General features: G+C 68.0%; 18 protein-coding genes. 9 read left to right on the top strand and 9 right to left on the bottom strand.

The features are described 5' to 3' along the window. The first annotated feature begins 74 nt into the window (after positions 1 to 74). Positions 75 to 599, top strand: a complete 525-nt coding sequence (locus D0C15_RS16270) for a TetR/AcrR family transcriptional regulator (protein WP_116046124.1) — start codon at positions 75 to 77, stop codon at positions 597 to 599. Here D0C15_RS16270 and D0C15_RS16265 read toward each other — a convergent pair. Beyond that, positions 596 to 1,549, bottom strand: coding sequence for a helix-turn-helix transcriptional regulator (locus tag D0C15_RS16265; RefSeq protein ID WP_116046121.1), 954 nt, complete (start codon positions 1,547 to 1,549; stop codon positions 596 to 598). The genes D0C15_RS16270 and D0C15_RS16265 overlap by 4 nt on opposite strands. 61 nt (positions 1,550 to 1,610) lie before the next feature. Here D0C15_RS16265 and D0C15_RS16260 point away from each other — a divergent pair, with 61 nt between their 5' ends. Then, positions 1,611 to 2,792 carry an epoxide hydrolase family protein gene (locus tag D0C15_RS16260; RefSeq protein WP_116046119.1) on the top strand — a complete coding sequence of 394 codons (1,182 nt, stop codon included), beginning with the start codon at positions 1,611 to 1,613 and terminating at the stop codon, positions 2,790 to 2,792. Positions 2,793 to 2,869: 77 nt separating this feature from the next. Then, the gene (locus D0C15_RS16255; RefSeq protein WP_116046117.1) at positions 2,870 to 3,076 is read left to right on the top strand and encodes a helix-hairpin-helix domain-containing protein; all 207 of its coding nucleotides are present in this window, start codon (positions 2,870 to 2,872) and stop codon (positions 3,074 to 3,076) included. 10 nt (positions 3,077 to 3,086) lie between these two features. On the opposite strand, the gene D0C15_RS16250 is transcribed toward D0C15_RS16255, so the two are convergent. The 3 genes from D0C15_RS16250 to D0C15_RS16240 form a co-directional block, all read right to left on the bottom strand. Beyond that, entirely contained in the window at positions 3,087 to 3,512 is a 426-nt protein-coding gene (locus D0C15_RS16250; protein WP_116046114.1) for a PPOX class F420-dependent oxidoreductase, read from the bottom strand. Positions 3,513 to 3,652: 140 nt separating this feature from the next. Further along, on the bottom strand, positions 3,653 to 3,862 hold the full coding sequence (locus D0C15_RS16245; RefSeq protein WP_116046112.1) for a DUF397 domain-containing protein: 210 nt from the start codon (positions 3,860 to 3,862) through the stop codon (positions 3,653 to 3,655). 17 nt (positions 3,863 to 3,879) lie between these two features. Next, positions 3,880 to 4,725 carry a helix-turn-helix domain-containing protein gene (locus D0C15_RS16240; RefSeq protein ID WP_116046109.1) on the bottom strand — a complete coding sequence of 282 codons (846 nt, stop codon included), beginning with the start codon at positions 4,723 to 4,725 and terminating at the stop codon, positions 3,880 to 3,882. A 108-nt stretch (positions 4,726 to 4,833) separates the two neighbouring features. Here D0C15_RS16240 and D0C15_RS16235 point away from each other — a divergent pair, with 108 nt between their 5' ends. Beyond that, on the top strand, positions 4,834 to 5,124 hold the full coding sequence (locus D0C15_RS16235; protein ID WP_116046107.1) for a hypothetical protein: 291 nt from the start codon (positions 4,834 to 4,836) through the stop codon (positions 5,122 to 5,124). 2 nt (positions 5,125 to 5,126) lie between these two features. Here the strand turns inward: D0C15_RS16235 and D0C15_RS16230 are convergent, their stop codons facing one another. Then, positions 5,127 to 6,710: a multicopper oxidase family protein gene (locus D0C15_RS16230; protein ID WP_245975867.1), complete on the bottom strand. Its 1,584-nt coding sequence runs from the start codon at positions 6,708 to 6,710 to the stop codon at positions 5,127 to 5,129. 283 nt (positions 6,711 to 6,993) lie between these two features. Between D0C15_RS16230 and D0C15_RS16225 the strand changes: the two genes are divergently transcribed. From D0C15_RS16225 to D0C15_RS16210, 4 genes are all read left to right on the top strand, one after another. Beyond that, positions 6,994 to 7,545 carry a MarR family winged helix-turn-helix transcriptional regulator gene (locus tag D0C15_RS16225; protein WP_116046102.1) on the top strand — a complete coding sequence of 184 codons (552 nt, stop codon included), beginning with the start codon at positions 6,994 to 6,996 and terminating at the stop codon, positions 7,543 to 7,545. Further along, positions 7,542 to 10,163, top strand: coding sequence for an MFS transporter (locus tag D0C15_RS16220; protein WP_116046099.1), 2,622 nt, complete (start codon positions 7,542 to 7,544; stop codon positions 10,161 to 10,163). Before D0C15_RS16225 ends, D0C15_RS16220 begins: the two co-directional genes overlap by 4 nt. Then, positions 10,163 to 10,987, top strand: a complete 825-nt coding sequence (locus D0C15_RS16215) for a YceI family protein (RefSeq protein ID WP_116046096.1) — start codon at positions 10,163 to 10,165, stop codon at positions 10,985 to 10,987. Before D0C15_RS16220 ends, D0C15_RS16215 begins: the two co-directional genes overlap by 1 nt. A 96-nt stretch (positions 10,988 to 11,083) precedes the next feature. Then, on the top strand, positions 11,084 to 11,779 hold the full coding sequence (locus D0C15_RS16210; protein WP_162830099.1) for a DedA family protein: 696 nt from the start codon (positions 11,084 to 11,086) through the stop codon (positions 11,777 to 11,779). 6 nt (positions 11,780 to 11,785) lie between these two features. Here the strand turns inward: D0C15_RS16210 and D0C15_RS16205 are convergent, their stop codons facing one another. The 4 genes from D0C15_RS16205 to D0C15_RS16190 form a co-directional block, all read right to left on the bottom strand. Next, a complete protein-coding gene (locus D0C15_RS16205; protein ID WP_116046093.1) occupies positions 11,786 to 12,247 on the bottom strand; it encodes a VOC family protein in 462 nt (153 codons plus the stop codon). Positions 12,248 to 12,407: 160 nt separating this feature from the next. Then, complete coding sequence (locus D0C15_RS16200) at positions 12,408 to 13,160, bottom strand: SDR family oxidoreductase (protein ID WP_116046090.1); 753 nt, start codon at positions 13,158 to 13,160, stop codon at positions 12,408 to 12,410. A gap of 127 nt (positions 13,161 to 13,287) precedes the next feature. Then, on the bottom strand, positions 13,288 to 13,923 hold the full coding sequence (locus tag D0C15_RS16195) for a nucleoside/nucleotide kinase family protein (RefSeq protein ID WP_116046087.1): 636 nt from the start codon (positions 13,921 to 13,923) through the stop codon (positions 13,288 to 13,290). After that, the gene (locus D0C15_RS16190) at positions 13,920 to 14,771 is read right to left on the bottom strand and encodes a PfkB family carbohydrate kinase (RefSeq protein ID WP_116046084.1); all 852 of its coding nucleotides are present in this window, start codon (positions 14,769 to 14,771) and stop codon (positions 13,920 to 13,922) included. The genes D0C15_RS16195 and D0C15_RS16190 overlap by 4 nt, the downstream gene beginning before the upstream one ends. A gap of 148 nt (positions 14,772 to 14,919) precedes the next feature. Here D0C15_RS16190 and D0C15_RS16185 point away from each other — a divergent pair, with 148 nt between their 5' ends. Then, the gene (locus D0C15_RS16185; RefSeq protein WP_116046082.1) at positions 14,920 to 15,942 is read left to right on the top strand and encodes a LacI family DNA-binding transcriptional regulator; all 1,023 of its coding nucleotides are present in this window, start codon (positions 14,920 to 14,922) and stop codon (positions 15,940 to 15,942) included. Positions 15,943 to 16,023: the final 81 nt, after the last annotated feature.

The following is a 16,023-nucleotide window of genomic DNA, read 5'->3' as shown; positions in this document are numbered from 1 at the left end:
TGAAGTAAACAGTCTGGACGGTACAGTTACCGCCCGATTCGAAAGTAAACCGTCCAGACGGTATAGTCAAATCCATGCCCAAGCCCTCGTCCCGTGACCGGATCCTGGACGCCTACGAGAACGTGCTGGTCGACCACGGCCACGCAGCCGTGACGCTCGATGGCGTCGCCGGCGAAGCCGGGGTGTCAAAAGGCGGCCTGCTCTACCACTTCGGCTCGAAGGAAGCCCTGCTCGACGGGCTGCTGGAGCGGATCAAGCGGCTGAACGAGGCCGACATGGAACAGGCGAAGCAGGCGCCGGACGGCGTTGTGCACTACTACCTGCGGTCCTCGGTCAGCGATGTCACCAAGAACGAGCCGCTGCACAAGGCGACCCTGGCGACGATCCGCATGGCGGGCAACGAACCGCGGGTCGATGCCGCGATGCGCTCGATCATGGAGTCCTGGCGCGCCCTGCTGGCCGAGCACGTGCCCGACCCGTTGACGGCCGAGCTGATCGCGGCTGTCGGCGACGCCCTCTACCTGCGGGCCGCCGTCGGGGACACCAGCGACACGATCGTCCGGAATCTCGACCAGGTGCTGGACCGGCTCGGCGGCTAGGGCGTCGCACGCTGGAAGCGGCGTGCCAGTTTCCTGACGTACTCGACGAGCTCGGCCGGCTCGGTGACCTCGAAGTCGGCGTCGAGCTGGACGAGGTAGTGCACGAGGAACTGTGGTGAATCCGAGCCCGCGGTGATGACGCAGGTGTTCTCGTCCACCACTTCCACCGATACGACGGAGGGCACCTTCTGCCGGACCACCGCCGCGGGCGCGTGAACCGTGATCCGCGCGCGCAACTGCCATGGCGCGGTGGCGAGACCCCGGCTGACGTAGTCCGCGACGTCGCCACCGGGGTCCTCGCGAAGCACGAATCGAGGGCCGTTCGGGATCCGCAGGCGGATCCGGTCGGCTCGGAAGGTGCGCCAGTCCGCGCGGCCCACGTCCCAGGCGACCAGATACCAGCGGCCACGGGCGTGCACGAGCCGGTGCGGTTCGACGTCGCGGTTGGTCTCGGTGCCGTCGTGCCCGGTGTAGTCGAAGCGCAGGCGCTCGTGGTCGCGGGCCGCCGCGACCATGGCGGTGAGCGCGCCCGCGTCGACCGTCGGACCGGTGCCGGGAAGGGGCACCAGGTAGGTCCGCAGGCTGTTGACCCGCCTGCGCAGACGCGCGGGCAGCATCCGTTCCAGCTTGGCCAGCGCGCGCAGCGAGGTCTCTTCGATGCCGGTAACCGCACCCTGCCCGGTGCCGAGACGCAGCCCGACGGCGACCGCGACCGCCTCGTCGTCGTCCAGGAGCAGCGGTGGCAGGGCGGCGCCCGCGCCGAGGCGGTAACCACCGGTCACGCCCCGCAACCCGTGCACGGGATAGCCGAGTTCGCGCAGCCGCTCCACGTCGTTACGGATGGTGCGAACGGTCACCTCGAGGCGCCCGGCCAGCTCGGGCCCGGTCCAGTCCTTCGGGGTCTGCAGCAGGGCGAGCAGGCGCAGCAAGCGCTGTGGAGTGTCGGCCATCTTTCGAGTGTCCCCGGAAACAGGAACTGAACGTGCCTGTTTCGCTCCTAACGTTCCCGGCATGGAAACCAACACGGAAATCCGCCCCTTCCGCATCGACATTCCGCAGGCCGAGCTCGACGACCTGCACGCCAGGCTGGCAGGCGCTCGCTGGCCTCGGCAGATCTCCGGCACCGGTTGGGAGCGTGGGGTACCGCTGAACTACCTCAGGGAGCTGGCCGAGTACTGGGCCGATGACTTCGACTGGCGGGCACAGGAACGCCGACTCAACGAGTTCCCCCAGTACGTCACCAACATCGACGGGCTGGACATCCATTTCCTGCATGTCCGCTCGCCTGAACCGGACGCGCTGCCATTGGTTCTCACCCACGGCTGGCCGGGTTCCTTTGCGGACTTCCTGGAGATGATCGGCCCGTTGACCGACCCGAAGGCCCACGGCGGCGATCCGGCGGACGCCTTCCACGTGGTGATTCCCTCGCTGCCGGGATTCGGTTTCTCCACGCCCGTCGAGGAGGCGGGCTGGGGCAACCTGTTCCGGGTGGCGAACGCGTTCGCGGAACTGATGACCCGGCTCGGTTACGAGCGGTTCGCGGCCCAGGGTGGTGATGTCGGCGGGGGTGTGACGATGTTGCTGGGGATGGTCGCGCCGCATCGCGTGGTCGCCACCCACATCAACGGACCCGCGTCTTACCCGTTCGGCCCACCGCTGGACACGGCCGGGCTGTCCGAATCGGACACCGAGCGGGCGAAGCGATTCAACGAGATGCGGACCGACGGCATGGGTTACCTCCACCTGCAGGCGACACGGCCGCAAACACTGGCCTACTCGCTGAACGACTCACCGATCGGGCAACTGGCCTGGATCGCGGAGAAGTTCGAGCAGTGGGTGGACCCGGCGATCAAGGGGCCGGACGGCACCGTCGATCGGGACTTCCTGCTGACGACGGTCAGCCTGTACTGGTTCACCGGGAGCGGGGCTTCGTCGGCGCACACGGTCTACGAGGGCATGCAGGCCTATCGCGAGCTGTACGCCAACGCGGACGAGAGCAGCGCGCCACCGGCTCCCGCGCAGCCACAGGCGGTCGCGGTGTTCGCGACCGACACCAGCATCCGCAGCGTGCTCGACCCGGACAAGCAGGTCGCGCGCTGGACGGAGTTCGACCGCGGCGGGCACTTCCCGGCGATGGAGACACCCGACCTGCTCACCGGCGATGTACGAGAGTTCTTCCGCACGGTGCGCTGAGACCGTTCCGGTTCGGCGAGCCACAACGGCTCGCCGAACCTGCGATCATGGCCCCGCGTGCGAACCGGAGGAGTTACATGGCGAGTGGCGAACAGAACGACGAACTTCCGAGGGCGATAGGTCAGCCCGCGACACGAGCGCTGACCGATGCCGGGCTCATTCGACTGACCCAACTCACCGAGGCCAGGGAGGCCGACCTCCTTGCACTGCACGGCGTCGGCCCGAAGGCGATCAGAATCCTGCGCGAGGAACTGACAGCAAGAGGCCTGGCGTTCCGCGAGTAGGCAGCGTGCGTCAGCCCGCCGCGCCGTAGACGCGCTCGACGTGCAGGCGCAGCACCAGCCTGCCTTCGGCGACCATCGCGGCGCGGTACTCGTCCCAGTCCGGGTGCTCGCCCTGCAGGTCACGGTAGAGCTGCACGAGTTCCTCGACCGCCGCGTCCTGTGGGTCGCGGGCGACCTCCGACAGCTCTGCGGTGCCTTCGGCGACCGCGTAGGACCAGCCTTCCGCACTGGAGACGTGCAGGCTGACGCGCGGATCGCGGCGCGCGTTCTTGGTCTTCGCCCGGCTGTCGGTGAGCGAAACGCGGATGACGCCCGCGTCGCGGTCGTAGTGGTGCAGGACGTTGGACAGCTGCGGCCGCCCGTCCCGCTTGAGCGTCACCAGCACGCTGAGCATGCGTGAGGCGAGGAGGTCGTGGAGCGCCTGATCCTGTGCCATGGCTCACTCAACACACGAACTCGCCAACGAATTCCCGCAGCGGAACGACTTATAAGCCTTGTGGTGCTGGCAACGAGGCGGGCATTGGCGAAGCCGAGTGCAGAACCCAAGTTGGGCAATATTGGGCAGAGCTAGGCCGACTAGGCGCTGGGGGACGACACTTCGGCGAGAAAGTGCGACCAGGCTGCGGGCGGGAGGACGAGGGTGCCGTTCGTGGGGGACTTGGAGTCGCGGATGGCGACCGTGGGGCCGGGGTAGGCGACCTCGACGCAGTTGCCGTCGTTTCCGTGACCGCTGTAGCTACTGCTGCGCCACCGCGCGCCCACGTGCCAGGGCCTGGACAACGGCATCGCCTCGCTTGGTCGAACTACATCTCCTGCGCCAACCGCTTGATCAACCCAATCGAATCGGTTGGGTCGAGTGCTTGGTTCCGCAACAATTCGAACGTAAGTCTACAAGCGCGAACCTCGTCCTTCTTCTCCAGTTGAAGTGCTCCGGTCACGTGTTCGAGGTAGGCGATATCAGGATCGTCGGCCTCAGGAAACGCCAGGACAGTGAAGGCACCCTCCATGCCGACATGTACTCCTACCGTGGAAGGTACGACGTGCACTGTGACTGTGGGCGTTGCTGCCAGATTGGTGATGTGCCGCAACTGATCGCGCATCACCTCAAGTCCGCCGACCGTCCGATGGAGCACACCCTCGTCCACGACAGCGATCAGTTCTAGCCCGCCATCCTCACTCAACAGCCGATGCTGACGGCGCATTCTTACTGCGATCTGGTCTTGTACCTGCTGCTCGGTCCGCCGCAGAGTCGACGCACGGAGAACAGCTTCCACGTATCCCCTGCTCTGGAGCAGGCCGGGCACATACGCCAAAGCGAAATCCCACACCGAATTCGCCGCTGCCTCCAGGGCGACATATCCCATCGCGGGCAGGCCGTGTGCCTGCCACCAGCCCTTCTGCTTCGCCTCCCGCGCCAGTTCCAGGTAGGGCTCCCAGTCGTTGACCGGGATGCCGTACTCGTCCAGCAGGCTCTTCACGATCACGATGTCCGGCGCGGTCTGCCCGTTCTCCATCCGGCTCAGCCGGGCGGGCGAGAACTCCAGGCGCGCGCAGACCTCCGCCGGGGACATGCGGGCCGACTCGCGCAGGTCACGCAGCGTCCGGCCGAGCCGTCGGCGTCGAAACGGCGGGGACTGCTGCTCACTCACCGGTCACCTCCCGATACACGGTGTGCTCGCAATCATCCGCGCGGAAGGTCCACAGCGGAATTCCGCAACGCCGATCCCGCCCTGGTTTCCGTTCGCATCCTCGATCCAATGCCGACCTGGGACTACTGGCACCGCATCGAGTACCGCCGCGAACTCGCGAAAGGACACCGCCTGCACGAGCACACCGAACTGGTGGAAGATGCCGGGTGGACGCTGAAGTACAAGGGCGTCACCCGTGAGCAGTGGTTCGCCCGCTACACCCACGCCTGCGCCGAGGACTACCTCGCCCGCGCCCGCGCACACCCCGGCACCTGGGTGGTCGCGGTGTGGCGAACGGGCGCCACCTCGGCGGGCAAGGGCGAGCTACTCGGTTCGATCCGCATGCGCTGGCGGGGCTGAGATCAGCCGTGGTGATGCCCGGCCATGTCGAGTGTGCGCGGCACCTCGTCCTCCCGGCCGGGCTCGACGATCACGAACTGGCCCATCATGCCGTTGTCCTCGTGATAGAGCAGGTGGCAGTGATACATGTACGGCACCTCGGGATCGGCGTCCGTGCCGAACTCCACCACGAGCCTGAACCGTTTGCCCGGCTGCAGGTACACGGTGTCCTTGCGCCCGGCCAGCCAGGCGGGCGGCGGTTCGCCGTCGATATCCAGGATGCGGAACGCGACGTCGTGGATGTGGAAGCTGTGCGGGCTCCCGCCCCCGCGCACCTCCCAGATCTCGACGGCGCCCGCGGGCACCACCTCGTCGATACGCGCCATGTCCATCCGCTCGCCGTTGATGCGGCTGGTTCCGCCGAGTTTGAACTCGCGCACCCGCGCGTCCGGCGGCGCCGTAAGTCGCTCGCCCTCCGCGAGCGTCTCCGGGATGTCCTGGCTGGGCTCGAGGGTCGCCGGGGCACGTAGCTGGATGAGGTCCAGCGTGTCGTCGTCACCCGCGAACCGGTCCTGTGGAAAACCCGCGCCGACGCCGCCGGGGAAGCTGCGCAGAACAGGAGAATCACCCGGTTCCAGCCGTACCACCAGTTCCACCCGCTCCCCCGGCGACACCACGACACGCTCACGCTCCTGTGGGGCGGGCAGCAGACCGCTGTCGGTGCCGACGACCTGGAAGCTACGGCCGTCATCGAAGCCGAGGTTGTAGATGCGGGCGGGCGAGCCGTTGAGCACCCGAAACCGGGTCAGGGTGCGCGATGCCTGGAAGTGCGGATCGTACGTGCCGTTGACCAGGATCGTGTCGCCGAGAATGCCGGTACTGCCCGAGACAGCCTCGTCCAAAGCAGACATCTCACCGGGGTCCAATGCGCCGTCCTCGGTGAACTTCTTGTCCTGGATTACGAGCGGGATGTCGTCCACACCGTATTCGTCGGGCAGACCGAGTTCGTCCGACTCCTCGTCGTCGATCAGGAACATCCCGGACACCCCACGGTAGACGTGTTTCGCCGTCTTCCCATGCGGATGCGGGTGATACCAGAGGCTCGCCGCAGGCTGTTTGACCGTCCAGTGTGGAGACCAGGTGTCGCCGGGGGCGACCTCCTGATGCGGCCCGCCGTCCATCTTCGCCGGCAGGCGCATGCCGTGCCAGTGCAGCGACGACGCCTCGGGCAGGTCGTTGCGAACGTGCATCGTGACGTCGTCGCCGGTCCGAGCGCGGATCGTCGGGCCGAGGTAGGCGCCGTTCACGCCCCAGGTCTCGGTACTGCGGCCCGGCAGGAGTTCGCTGCGACCGGTCTGCAGACGCAGGTCGAAATGCTTACGACCGTCGGAGTCCACCCGTGGTTCCAGCACCGGTGGAACGTCCACCGGGTTCTCGAACGCCAGCTCACCGACGTTGCTGATTTTCGAGTTGAGGTAGTTGAGGCCGAACGCCCCGGCGAAGAAGACACCGACGGGCACGAGGGCGAGCACCAGAAGCAGGACGAGTTTGCCGAAGGGGCCGCGCCGGCGCCAGACGCGCCGGGGCCATGCGGGGTTCGTTTTCACCTCACGAGGAGACCAGCCGCGCTGGGCGTACCGCTTCGGGAAAAGCCCTGGCCAAGACCCGGAAAACCGACCCTGAGACTCCCTTACTGCCCCGGTTGTCCGGACACCATCGGCTGCCGGAACTCTGCACGACCTCGCCATAACACTTGCGTGTGACAACTAACGTGGTATCGGCCACAAACCGGGTTATTTGACTTGCACAACCATCTCCGCTGGGGACATCCTTGCCTTAAGCAACTAGTTGTAGCCGTCAAATAAGACATTTCTCTGCGAAAGACCCGCCATGACTACTTCCGCGACGCAGGCCGACGCGCCCGCGTACCAGCCCACCGATGCCGAGCTGGCCAACGCCGACGAGCTCGGCCGCCAGCTCGTCCGCTTCATGCGGCTCATCACGCGCGCCAAGTCGCAGGTCGCGAAGCACGGCCCGGACGGCATCGAACGTGCCGCCTATGCCCTCCTGTTCTGCCTGGTGCAGGACGGGCCACAGCGCACCAGCAAGCTCGCCGAATCGCTGCACTCCGACATCTCCACCATCAGCAGGCAGAGCAGTTCGCTCGTCCAGCACGGCCTGGTCGAGCGGACCGCTGACCCCGAGGACGGACGGGCCTGTCTGCTCGCCGTGACCGACGAGGGCATGCGGGTGTTCGAGGAGAACCGCAGACAGCGCAACCACTGGCTGGCCCGGGTCGTCGCCGACTGGCCGGAGGAGGACAGGGCAACGCTCAACGCCCTGTTCGACCGCCTCAACACCGGCATCGAGGACACCGCGCCGTATCTCGTCGAGGGCGCCGCGGCACAGCAAACGAACCAGAAGCAGGGGGACAACGTATGAGCACCACCGCCGAAGGGTCACCGGCGGCACCACAGGACGACGTCGCCGAGCCGAACCTGACGCACCGGCAGATCGTCGTCATCCTGATCGGCCTGATGACGGGGATGTTCCTCGCGGCGCTGGACCAGACCATCGTCGGAACGTCGATCCGCACCATCGCCGACGACCTGGACGGGCTGAGCCTGCAGGCGTGGATCACCACCGCGTACTTGATCACCGCGACGATCGCGACTCCGCTCTACGGCAAGCTGTCCGACATCTACGGGCGCAAACCGTTCTATCTGGCGGCCATCACGATCTTCGTGGCCGGGTCCATCGCCGCCACATTCGCGCAGTCGATGTATCAGCTGGCCGCGTTCCGGGCCATCCAGGGCCTCGGCGCAGGTGGCCTGATGTCGCTGGCCCTGACCATTCTCGGGGACGTCGTCCCGGCCCGGCAGCGGGCCAAGTACCAGGGCTACTTCCTCGCCGTGTTCGGCACTTCCACGGTGCTCGGCCCGGTGCTCGGTGGCTTCTTCGCCGGACTGGACTCGTTCGCCGGCATCGCGGGCTGGCGCTGGGTCTTCCTGGTGAACGTGCCGCTCGGCGCCATCGCGCTGTTCGTCGTCGCCAAGGTGCTCAACGTCCCGCACGAGCGACACACCCACAAGATCGACTGGTGGGGCGCTCTGGCGCTGGTGATCACCCTGGTGCCGCTGCTGCTGATCGCCGAGCAGGGCCGCCAGTGGGGCTGGAACTCCGACCGCGCCATCGCCTGCTACGCCATCGGCGCGTTCGGGCTGCTGCTCTTCCTGTTCATCGAGAACCGGATGAAGGACGCCGCGCTGATCCCACTGCGGCTGTTCCGCAACTCCACGTTCAGTGTCGCGATCGTCGGCGGCGTCATCGTCGGTGTCGCGATGTTCGGCGCCATCACGCTCGTCCCGCAGTACCTGCAGATCGTCCAGGGCTACACGCCGACCGAGTCGGGTCTGCTGATGCTGCCGCTGATGGCGGGAATCATGTCCGCCTCGGTGATCTCGGGTCAGCTCACCTCGCGCACCGGCCGCTACAAGATCTTCCCGGTCATCGGCACCGCGCTGATGTCGGCAGGTCTGCTCATGTTCGCCCAGGTGGAGTGGAACTCGCCGATCTGGCAGCCGCTGACGTACATGCTGGTCATCGGCCTCGGGCTCGGTGGCTGCATGCAGACCCTGATCATCGCGGTGCAGAACGCCGGGCCGCGCAGGGACATGGGTGTCTCCACCGCGTCCGCCACGTTCTTCCGGCAGATCGGCGGCACCCTGGGTGTGGCGGTGTTCCTGTCGATCCTGTTCAGCACGCTGACCGACAACATCAGGACCGCCTTCGCCGACGCGGGTTTCCCGCCCGGTGCGATCAACAGCGCGGGCGGCAACATCATGGAGGACTCCTCGTTCCTCAACAGCCTCCCGATCGAACAGGCCCGGCCATTCTTCATCGGCTTCACCGAGTCGATCAGCACGGTGTTCTACATCGGTGCCGGTGTGGCGGCGCTGGCCTTCCTGGTGCTGCTGTTCATGAAGGAGATCCCGTTGGCCGGCGGCCCGGCCGCCGCGTCGGCACCGGTCGAGGGCGGGGAGGCGCTGCTCGAAGGCGAAGCCGACACCGCCACCGTGACCGTCGAGGACGAGGCGAAGATCCAGTCCGAGACAGCGGAACGTGAACTCGTCGCCGCCGGAAGGCACTGGCGGGCCGATGGCAACGGGCACGGCGAGTACCAGGCCGCGAGTGCGCCGATCACCAACGGTTCGGCCGGGATCGGCAGTCCTGCCGAAACCGGCGGGCAGCCGATCGCCGGGCACGTCCGGCGCCAGGACGGTTCCTCGGTGGCCGGGGCCGCGCTGACCCTCATCGACCAGCGCGGACGCCAGGTCTCGCGGGGCACAGGGCACTCCGACGGTGCGTTCACGGTGCCCACTCCAGGGCCGGGAACCTACGTCCTGATCGTCGCGTCCACCGGACACCAGCCGCAGGCCTCCAGCGTGGTGGTCGGCGAATCCCCGGCGAACGTGGAGATCACGCTGACCGGCTCCGGCGAGGTGACCGGGGTGGTGCGCCTCGGCAACCACGGCACGGCGCTGGCCTCGGCCACAGTCACCCTTACCGACGAACGGGGCGAGGTCATCGGGGCCTGCATCACGCAGACCGACGGGGCCTACACCTTCCACGGTGTGAGCGCGGGGACCTACACGCTGGTGGCCAGCGGGGAGCGCCTCCGTCCGGCGGCGGTCACGCTGACCGTGCCGGACAGCGGCGTGCTGCGCCACGACGTCGAACTGACCGGCGCCGTGTCGCTGGCCGGTGTCGCCCGCACCGAGGGCGACCGGGTGGTACCCGACGCGCGGATCACCGTGCTCGACGCCGAGGGCAACGTGGCGGCTGTGACCAAGACCGACGGCGAGGGCAGGTACTCGGTGAGCGACCTGCCGATGGGCGAGTACACGGTCGTCGCCAGCGGCTACCCGCCCGCGACCAGCCAGGTCGAACTCGCACCCGACTCCTCCGGCGAGATCGCCCACGACGTCCGGCTCGGCTACGAACAGGCCCTCGACGGGCTCGGTGCGGGATCGAGTTCACAGACGGGCTCAGGGCGCTGATGGGTGGCGGACTACGGGTGCAGGTCCGCACCAGCGAGGGCTTCGCGGTCGAGAACGCGACGCTGACCGTCACCGACATGACCGGCAAGCAGGTCGCGCGGGTGCCCGCCGACGCCACGGGGGCGGTGCTCACCGAGCCACTGCCCCCTGGCGTCTACACCGCCGTGCTGACCGCGGCCGGGTACCTGCCGGTCGCCAGGACGGCGCAGATCGGGACGGACGGCAGTGGTTCGCTCGGCGACGTCACCCTCGAACCCGCGGCGGGGGCGGTCAAGCTCCCGCCCGCGGGGCCATGGGTGATCGACCCGGCACACTCCTCGGTCGTGGCGACCGCCCGGCACCTCGGCATCGCCAGCATCAAGGCCAGGTTCAGCGAGCTGGCCGGACGGATCGAGGTGGGTCGCCCGGTGGAGCAGTCGTCCGTGCGGACGCAGATCCAGGCGGCCGCGATCGACACCGGCATCAAGATGCGCGACGACCACCTGCGCTCCCCGGACTTCCTCGACGTGGACGACTATCCGCTGATCGAGTTCGTCAGCACTGGAATGCGGGCGACCGGCACCGACACCTGGGTGCTGCGGGGCGAGCTGACCCTGCACGGGCAACGCAAGGAAATCGAACTCGACCTGCGCTACGGCGGCTTCGGGCCGGATCCGTGGGGTGGCGTGCGTGCGGCGTTCCACGCGGAGACGCTGTTGCGGCGCAACGACTTCGCCATCGACTACAACACCATGGTCCGGGCCGGGGTGGCCGCGATCGGCACCACGGTCAAGATCGAGATCGACATTCAGGCCGTGCGGGGAGACACCCTGCCCGACCTTTGAGCAGGGCAGCGACACCGGGGCAACCCAGCGCGTCCAGCCGGTTGCGGTCTGTCCACAACCGCAGCGTTAGTGCGTTCCCCAGACAGGGTGGCGAGCATGGCACGTACGCTCTGCGGTGTGAATGTGGTGCAGGCCGAAGCGGCCAGTCTCGGGCTCGGCTGGCTGGATACAGCTGGTCCGCTGCTCGTGTGGGTCATCGTGCTCAGCTTCGTGTTCATCGAGTGCGCCCTGATCGTGGGCCTATTCCTGCCGGGCGACTCACTACTGTTCGGCGCCGGCGTTGTGCTCGCGCAGCACGGTGCGGACAAGCACGCGTGGGGACTGTCGATCGCGGCGCTGGTGGTCGCGATCATCGGCAACCAGGTCGGCTACTACGTCGGTAAACACACCGGGACGAAGTTCATCGCACGCCGCGGCGGCAAGGTACTCAACCGGCAGAACCTCGACCGGGCAAGATCCTTCCTCGACCGCAAGGGTTTCTTCGCCATCGTCGCCGCACGCTGGATTCCCTGGGTGCGCACGCTCGCGCCGTTGATCGCGGGCGCCGCCCGGATGGACCCACGCCGGTTCATGCTGGCCACGGCCGCGGGCGGACTGCTCTGGGTGCCCACACTGGTCCTGCTCGGGTACTACGGCGCCGGCCTGCTCGACGTGGTGCCGTGGCTGAAGACCGCGCTGGTCTGGGCGAGCGTCATCTTCTTCGTCATCGGCACCGGATACGGCTTCTGGCGCTACCGCCAGGAGATGCGCAAGCCGATGGAGTACTCGGAGTCCGACACCGCGCGCGCCTGAACCGGCCTACTTCGAGTCGAGCCAGACCTCCAGCTGGATCCCGTCCGGGTCGCGGAACACCACGGCCTCCGACCCTGGCATGGTGCGCGACGGCGCGGCCGGGGTGTAGGTGACCCCGTAGTCGGCGAGGCGCTGTTCCCACTCCAGTAGTTCGGTCCGGGAACCGACGGTGAAGGCGACGTGGTCGAGACCGGTGCGCCGCTCGTCGAACGCGGCTCCCCAGCGCGAACCACCGTCCTCGCCGAGCGGCGGTCCTGGACGAGTCGGATCCGGGTGCTGCACGAGGACCAGCGCGACGCCGGGGTCCTGGTCACCCCGTGCGCGCAACAGCACCTTGCGCAGGCCGGTTCGCTCGTCCTCGCGGCGGGTGACCTCCTTGAGGTCGAGCACCCGCTCGTACCAGGGCACGCTTCGGTCCACATCGGTAACCGTCAGGGCGAGATGATGCACGTACATCAGTGCCACCATGCTGACCGCCATCCTTTCTCACCCCCACTCGGGCCGTTATCCAAGTGCCTGCACAGGCCCACTGTCACCTGAATCCGGTGAACTTCCGGTGATCGTTATTCGATTCCCAAGCTGTGGACAACCTGCCCTCGTTGTCCACAGGGCCTGTTGACAACTGGTGTCAGCGGCCTCCGCCGACGGTCAGCACGGTCCCGGTCGCATAGGACGAGCGGGCAGAAAGCAGCCACAGCACGGCCTCGGCGATCTCCGCGGGAAGCCCTGGCCTGCCGAGTGGGATGGACGGCGCGACGCGTTGCGGACGGTCCGGCATTCCGGCCGCCGCATGCAGGCCCGTCTCGACCGTGCCCGGCGCGACCGCGTTGACCCGGATTCCCTCGCGAGCCACCTCCTGCGCGAGCCCGGTGGTCAGGGTCTCGACCGCGGCCTTGCTCGCCGCGTAGTGCACCCACTCGTTCGCGGAGGCCGTACGGGCCGCTGTGGAGGAGATGTTCACGATGGTGCCGCCGTCACCGCCGTAGCGTGTCGACATGCGGCGCACCGCTTCGCGTGCGCAGAGGAAGGTGCCGGTCACGTTGACGTCGAGCACCTCGCGGACGGTCCGGACGTCCTGTTCGTCGAGCCTGCCGGGGGTGTTGCCGGTGATGGCGGCGTTGTTCACCAACCCGGTGAGCGGACCGAACGCGACGGCCGTGTCGAACATGGCGAGCACCTCGTCCTCGTTCGCTACGTCGGCGCGGATCGCGACGCAACGCCGTCCCTTCACCCGCACGCGGTCGGCGACCGCCTCGGCCGCGGCGGGATCGCTGGCGTAGTTGACCACGACGTCGTACCCGTGATCGGCAGCCAGCTCACAGATGGCCGCGCCGATTCCGCGCGCCCCACCCGTGACGACGAGAACCCCGGCTTCGCTCACGACCTGGACTCCTTCAATCTGCCTCGCTCCGCTTGGCGTGCAAGGTGCTCACCCGTACGGTTCCAGCCTCGGCCGCCGTTTTACGCGGTTGGCTCACACCCTGTCGATCGGCCTCGCTCCGCTCGGCTCACACCGCGAAATTCTGCAGGTGCATGTCCTCCACCACGAGGTCGGCCCTGGCGGCGGTGGGTTTGATGAGGTCGGCATTGCGCTGGTCGGAGCCGAGGGCACGCTGTTTGGCCTCGACCAGCGAGCGACCGTAGTAACGGTGCCTGCTGACCAGGCGTTCCAGCCGCTCGTCCTCGTTCGGGGCGAGGAACCACGCCTCGTCCAGCAGGGCCCGCAGCTGATCCCATGGCTCGGTGTCGAGCAGCAGGTAGTTGCCCTCGGTGATCACCACCTGCACCTCGGGCGACACCGGAACGGCGCCCGCGATCGGCTCCTCGATCTCCCTGCGGAATTCCGGCGCGTAGACCGGCTCGGTGCCCTCGCTCAGCCTGCGGACGAGGTGCACGTAGCCGTGCGCGTCGAAGGTTTCCGGCGCGCCCTTACGGTCGGTGCGCCCCAGCCGGGCCAGTTCGACCTGGGCCAGGTGGAAGCCGTCCATGCCAACGACGACGGCTCGGGTGCCGAGCGCGTCGGCGATCCGCCAGGCGAGCGTCGTCTTTCCGGAGGCCGGGGCGCCGGTGATACCGAGCACGGTGCGCTTTCCGGTAGACGCAAGCGTTTGCGCCCTGGTCAACAGCTCATCGATGGACGTCATTTCTCTCCCATTCCGACCCGTACCGGGCCTACCCAGGTTCGTGTTCCAGAATGTCGCACCCGCTCCGCGGCCACCTCGTTCGCGAACTCGATCGCGTGCCGCGGGCTCAGCCTGCCCCATGCGTGCGCGAGTGCACCGTGCCATACGTCGCCTGCGCCAAGGGTGTCACGAGCGTGCACTGCGGGGACCGGCACCTCGCCCTGCTCCGACAGCGACCGCCAGCGCACCGGATCCGGCCCGGCCGTGGTGATCACGTACGGGACATCGTCGAGCACGCCGTCGGGTGCACGGAAGTGCGCCGAGCACGCCGCGACGTCCACCATCGGCAACAGTTCGGTCAGCACCGGCTTCCAGCTCCCGGCGTCGAGCAGCACGGGCACGCCCTGCTCACGCGCCCACCGGGCCACGGCCAGCGCCACCTCCCCGTGGTGCCCGTCCACCAGCACCGATCGCACTTTCCCGGGAAAGCGCGCGTCCTCCACCCGCACTTTCCCGGGAAAGCGCGGGGCCGCGGCAGCGTTGTGGGAGACGACCGTGCGCTCACCGTCGTGGTCGCGCACGGCCACCGCGCTTACCGCGGGTGGGTCCGCATGCTCCGGCGCGAGGTCCACCACCTCCACCTCGCATTCGGACAGGTCGGCGCGGGCCAGTTCGGCCAGCGGATGCGCGCCGAGCACGGTCAGCAGCCGGGCGTGCTCGCCGAGTGCGGCGACGGTGACGGCGGCGTTCGTCGCGGGTCCACCCGCCGCGACATCCACCGAGCTGGACTGCACTTTCTGCCCTGGCCTCGGCAGTTCCGCCACTCGTTGCACCAGGTCGATCGTGCACAGGCCGGCCAACAGGATCATCGGGTCGCGTCCTTCGACGCGGCCCCTCGCTCTGCCATAGCCGTCCTCCATCGGTGCGGCCCCATCCCGGATGAACCGCAAGTTAGACACCGATAGGGTGCTGCGCAAGCGTTTGCGCAAACGATTGCCGACAGAATCAGGGGTTGCCGTGCCGCCGCAACGATCGTCCAGACCGACCCAGCGCGATATCGCGGAGCTGGCCGGGGTGTCGATCACCACCGTCTCACATGTGGTCAACGGGACGAGAGCAGTCGCTCCGGAGACGAGGGCAGCGGTCCTCTCGGCGATCGAGACCACGGGTTACACGGGCGATGTGATCGCCCGCTCCCTGGTCACCGGGGGCACCCGGTCGATCGGCGTGGCGATCTCGTTGCTCGCGAACCCGTACTTCGCTGTGCTGATGCAGGCGGTCGAACGAGAGGCCGCGGAGGCGGGGTACACGGTGCTGCTGGCCGACACCCACGACACGGTGGAAACCGAACAGGCGACCGTGCGGGCACTGCGGGCGCGGCGGGTGGAGGGACTGCTGCTGACCCCTGCCCCGGGCGACGGCCCGGTCATCGGGGAGCTCGTCTCGCTGGGCCTGCCGACCGTGCTGGTCGACCGGGTGGCGACTCGCGGCGATGTCGATCAGGTTGGCGCGGAGAACATCCAGTCCACCTCGGCGCTCACCGAGCACCTCGCCGCACTGGGTCATCGGCAGATCGGTTTGATCTCCGGAGCGCCGGGACTCACCACCAGCGAGGAACGCAAACTCGGCTACCGCCTGGGTCTCGGCAGGGGCGGCCGCACGTGGAACCCGGCTTTAGTCTCTTGTGGACAGTCCTCTCGGGACGGTGGCACGGCCGCGTTCGGCGCGTTGATGGAATCTCCCGAGCGGCCGACGGCCGTGGTGGTGGCGAACGACTCGATGATGGTCGGGGTCCTGCACGAGGCACGCCGGCGTGGTCTGCGGGTGGGTAGCGACATCGCCGTGGTCGGGTACGACGACGCCGAGTGGGCCGATCTGGTCGAGCCACCGCTGACCACGATGGCCCAGCCCGTGGAGGACATCGGTCGCAATGCGGTCAGACTGCTGCTGGCGCGTATCGCCGATTCCGATCGCGAGCCCGAGACCGTACGGCTGCCTCCCACCCTGCGACACCGCCAATCCTGCGGCTGCCCCGCATGACCCTCCCGCACCACCCCGCCCCCGTCACCTCCCGACATGGGGTTGGAGGGTCTGCAAGTACCACCAAGCAAGATCAAATAC

The organism is Amycolatopsis palatopharyngis (assembly GCF_003385185.1).
GTDB lineage: Bacteria > Actinomycetota > Actinomycetes > Mycobacteriales > Pseudonocardiaceae > Amycolatopsis > Amycolatopsis palatopharyngis.
This window is presented reverse-complemented; position numbering and strand designations above follow the sequence as displayed.

What these genes read in the sequence shown, in the direction of transcription:
- D0C15_RS16270 (WP_116046124.1), top strand. Translation starts at nt 75, where the DNA reads ATGCCCAAGCCCTCGTCCCGTGACCGGATCCTGGACGCCTACGAGAAC.
- D0C15_RS16265 (WP_116046121.1), bottom strand. Translation starts at nt 1,549, where the DNA reads ATGGCCGACACTCCACAGCGCTTGCTGCGCCTGCTCGCCCTGCTGCAG.
- D0C15_RS16260 (WP_116046119.1), top strand. Translation starts at nt 1,611, where the DNA reads ATGGAAACCAACACGGAAATCCGCCCCTTCCGCATCGACATTCCGCAG.
- D0C15_RS16255 (WP_116046117.1), top strand. Translation starts at nt 2,870, where the DNA reads ATGGCGAGTGGCGAACAGAACGACGAACTTCCGAGGGCGATAGGTCAG.
- D0C15_RS16250 (WP_116046114.1), bottom strand. Translation starts at nt 3,512, where the DNA reads ATGGCACAGGATCAGGCGCTCCACGACCTCCTCGCCTCACGCATGCTC.
- D0C15_RS16245 (WP_116046112.1), bottom strand. Translation starts at nt 3,862, where the DNA reads ATGCCGTTGTCCAGGCCCTGGCACGTGGGCGCGCGGTGGCGCAGCAGT.
- D0C15_RS16235 (WP_116046107.1), top strand. Translation starts at nt 4,834, where the DNA reads ATGCCGACCTGGGACTACTGGCACCGCATCGAGTACCGCCGCGAACTC.
- D0C15_RS16225 (WP_116046102.1), top strand. Translation starts at nt 6,994, where the DNA reads ATGACTACTTCCGCGACGCAGGCCGACGCGCCCGCGTACCAGCCCACC.
- D0C15_RS16220 (WP_116046099.1), top strand. Translation starts at nt 7,542, where the DNA reads ATGAGCACCACCGCCGAAGGGTCACCGGCGGCACCACAGGACGACGTC.
- D0C15_RS16215 (WP_116046096.1), top strand. Translation starts at nt 10,163, where the DNA reads ATGGGTGGCGGACTACGGGTGCAGGTCCGCACCAGCGAGGGCTTCGCG.
- D0C15_RS16210 (WP_162830099.1), top strand. Translation starts at nt 11,084, where the DNA reads ATGGCACGTACGCTCTGCGGTGTGAATGTGGTGCAGGCCGAAGCGGCC.
- D0C15_RS16205 (WP_116046093.1), bottom strand. Translation starts at nt 12,247, where the DNA reads ATGGTGGCACTGATGTACGTGCATCATCTCGCCCTGACGGTTACCGAT.
- D0C15_RS16195 (WP_116046087.1), bottom strand. Translation starts at nt 13,923, where the DNA reads ATGACGTCCATCGATGAGCTGTTGACCAGGGCGCAAACGCTTGCGTCT.
- D0C15_RS16190 (WP_116046084.1), bottom strand. Translation starts at nt 14,771, where the DNA reads ATGATCCTGTTGGCCGGCCTGTGCACGATCGACCTGGTGCAACGAGTG.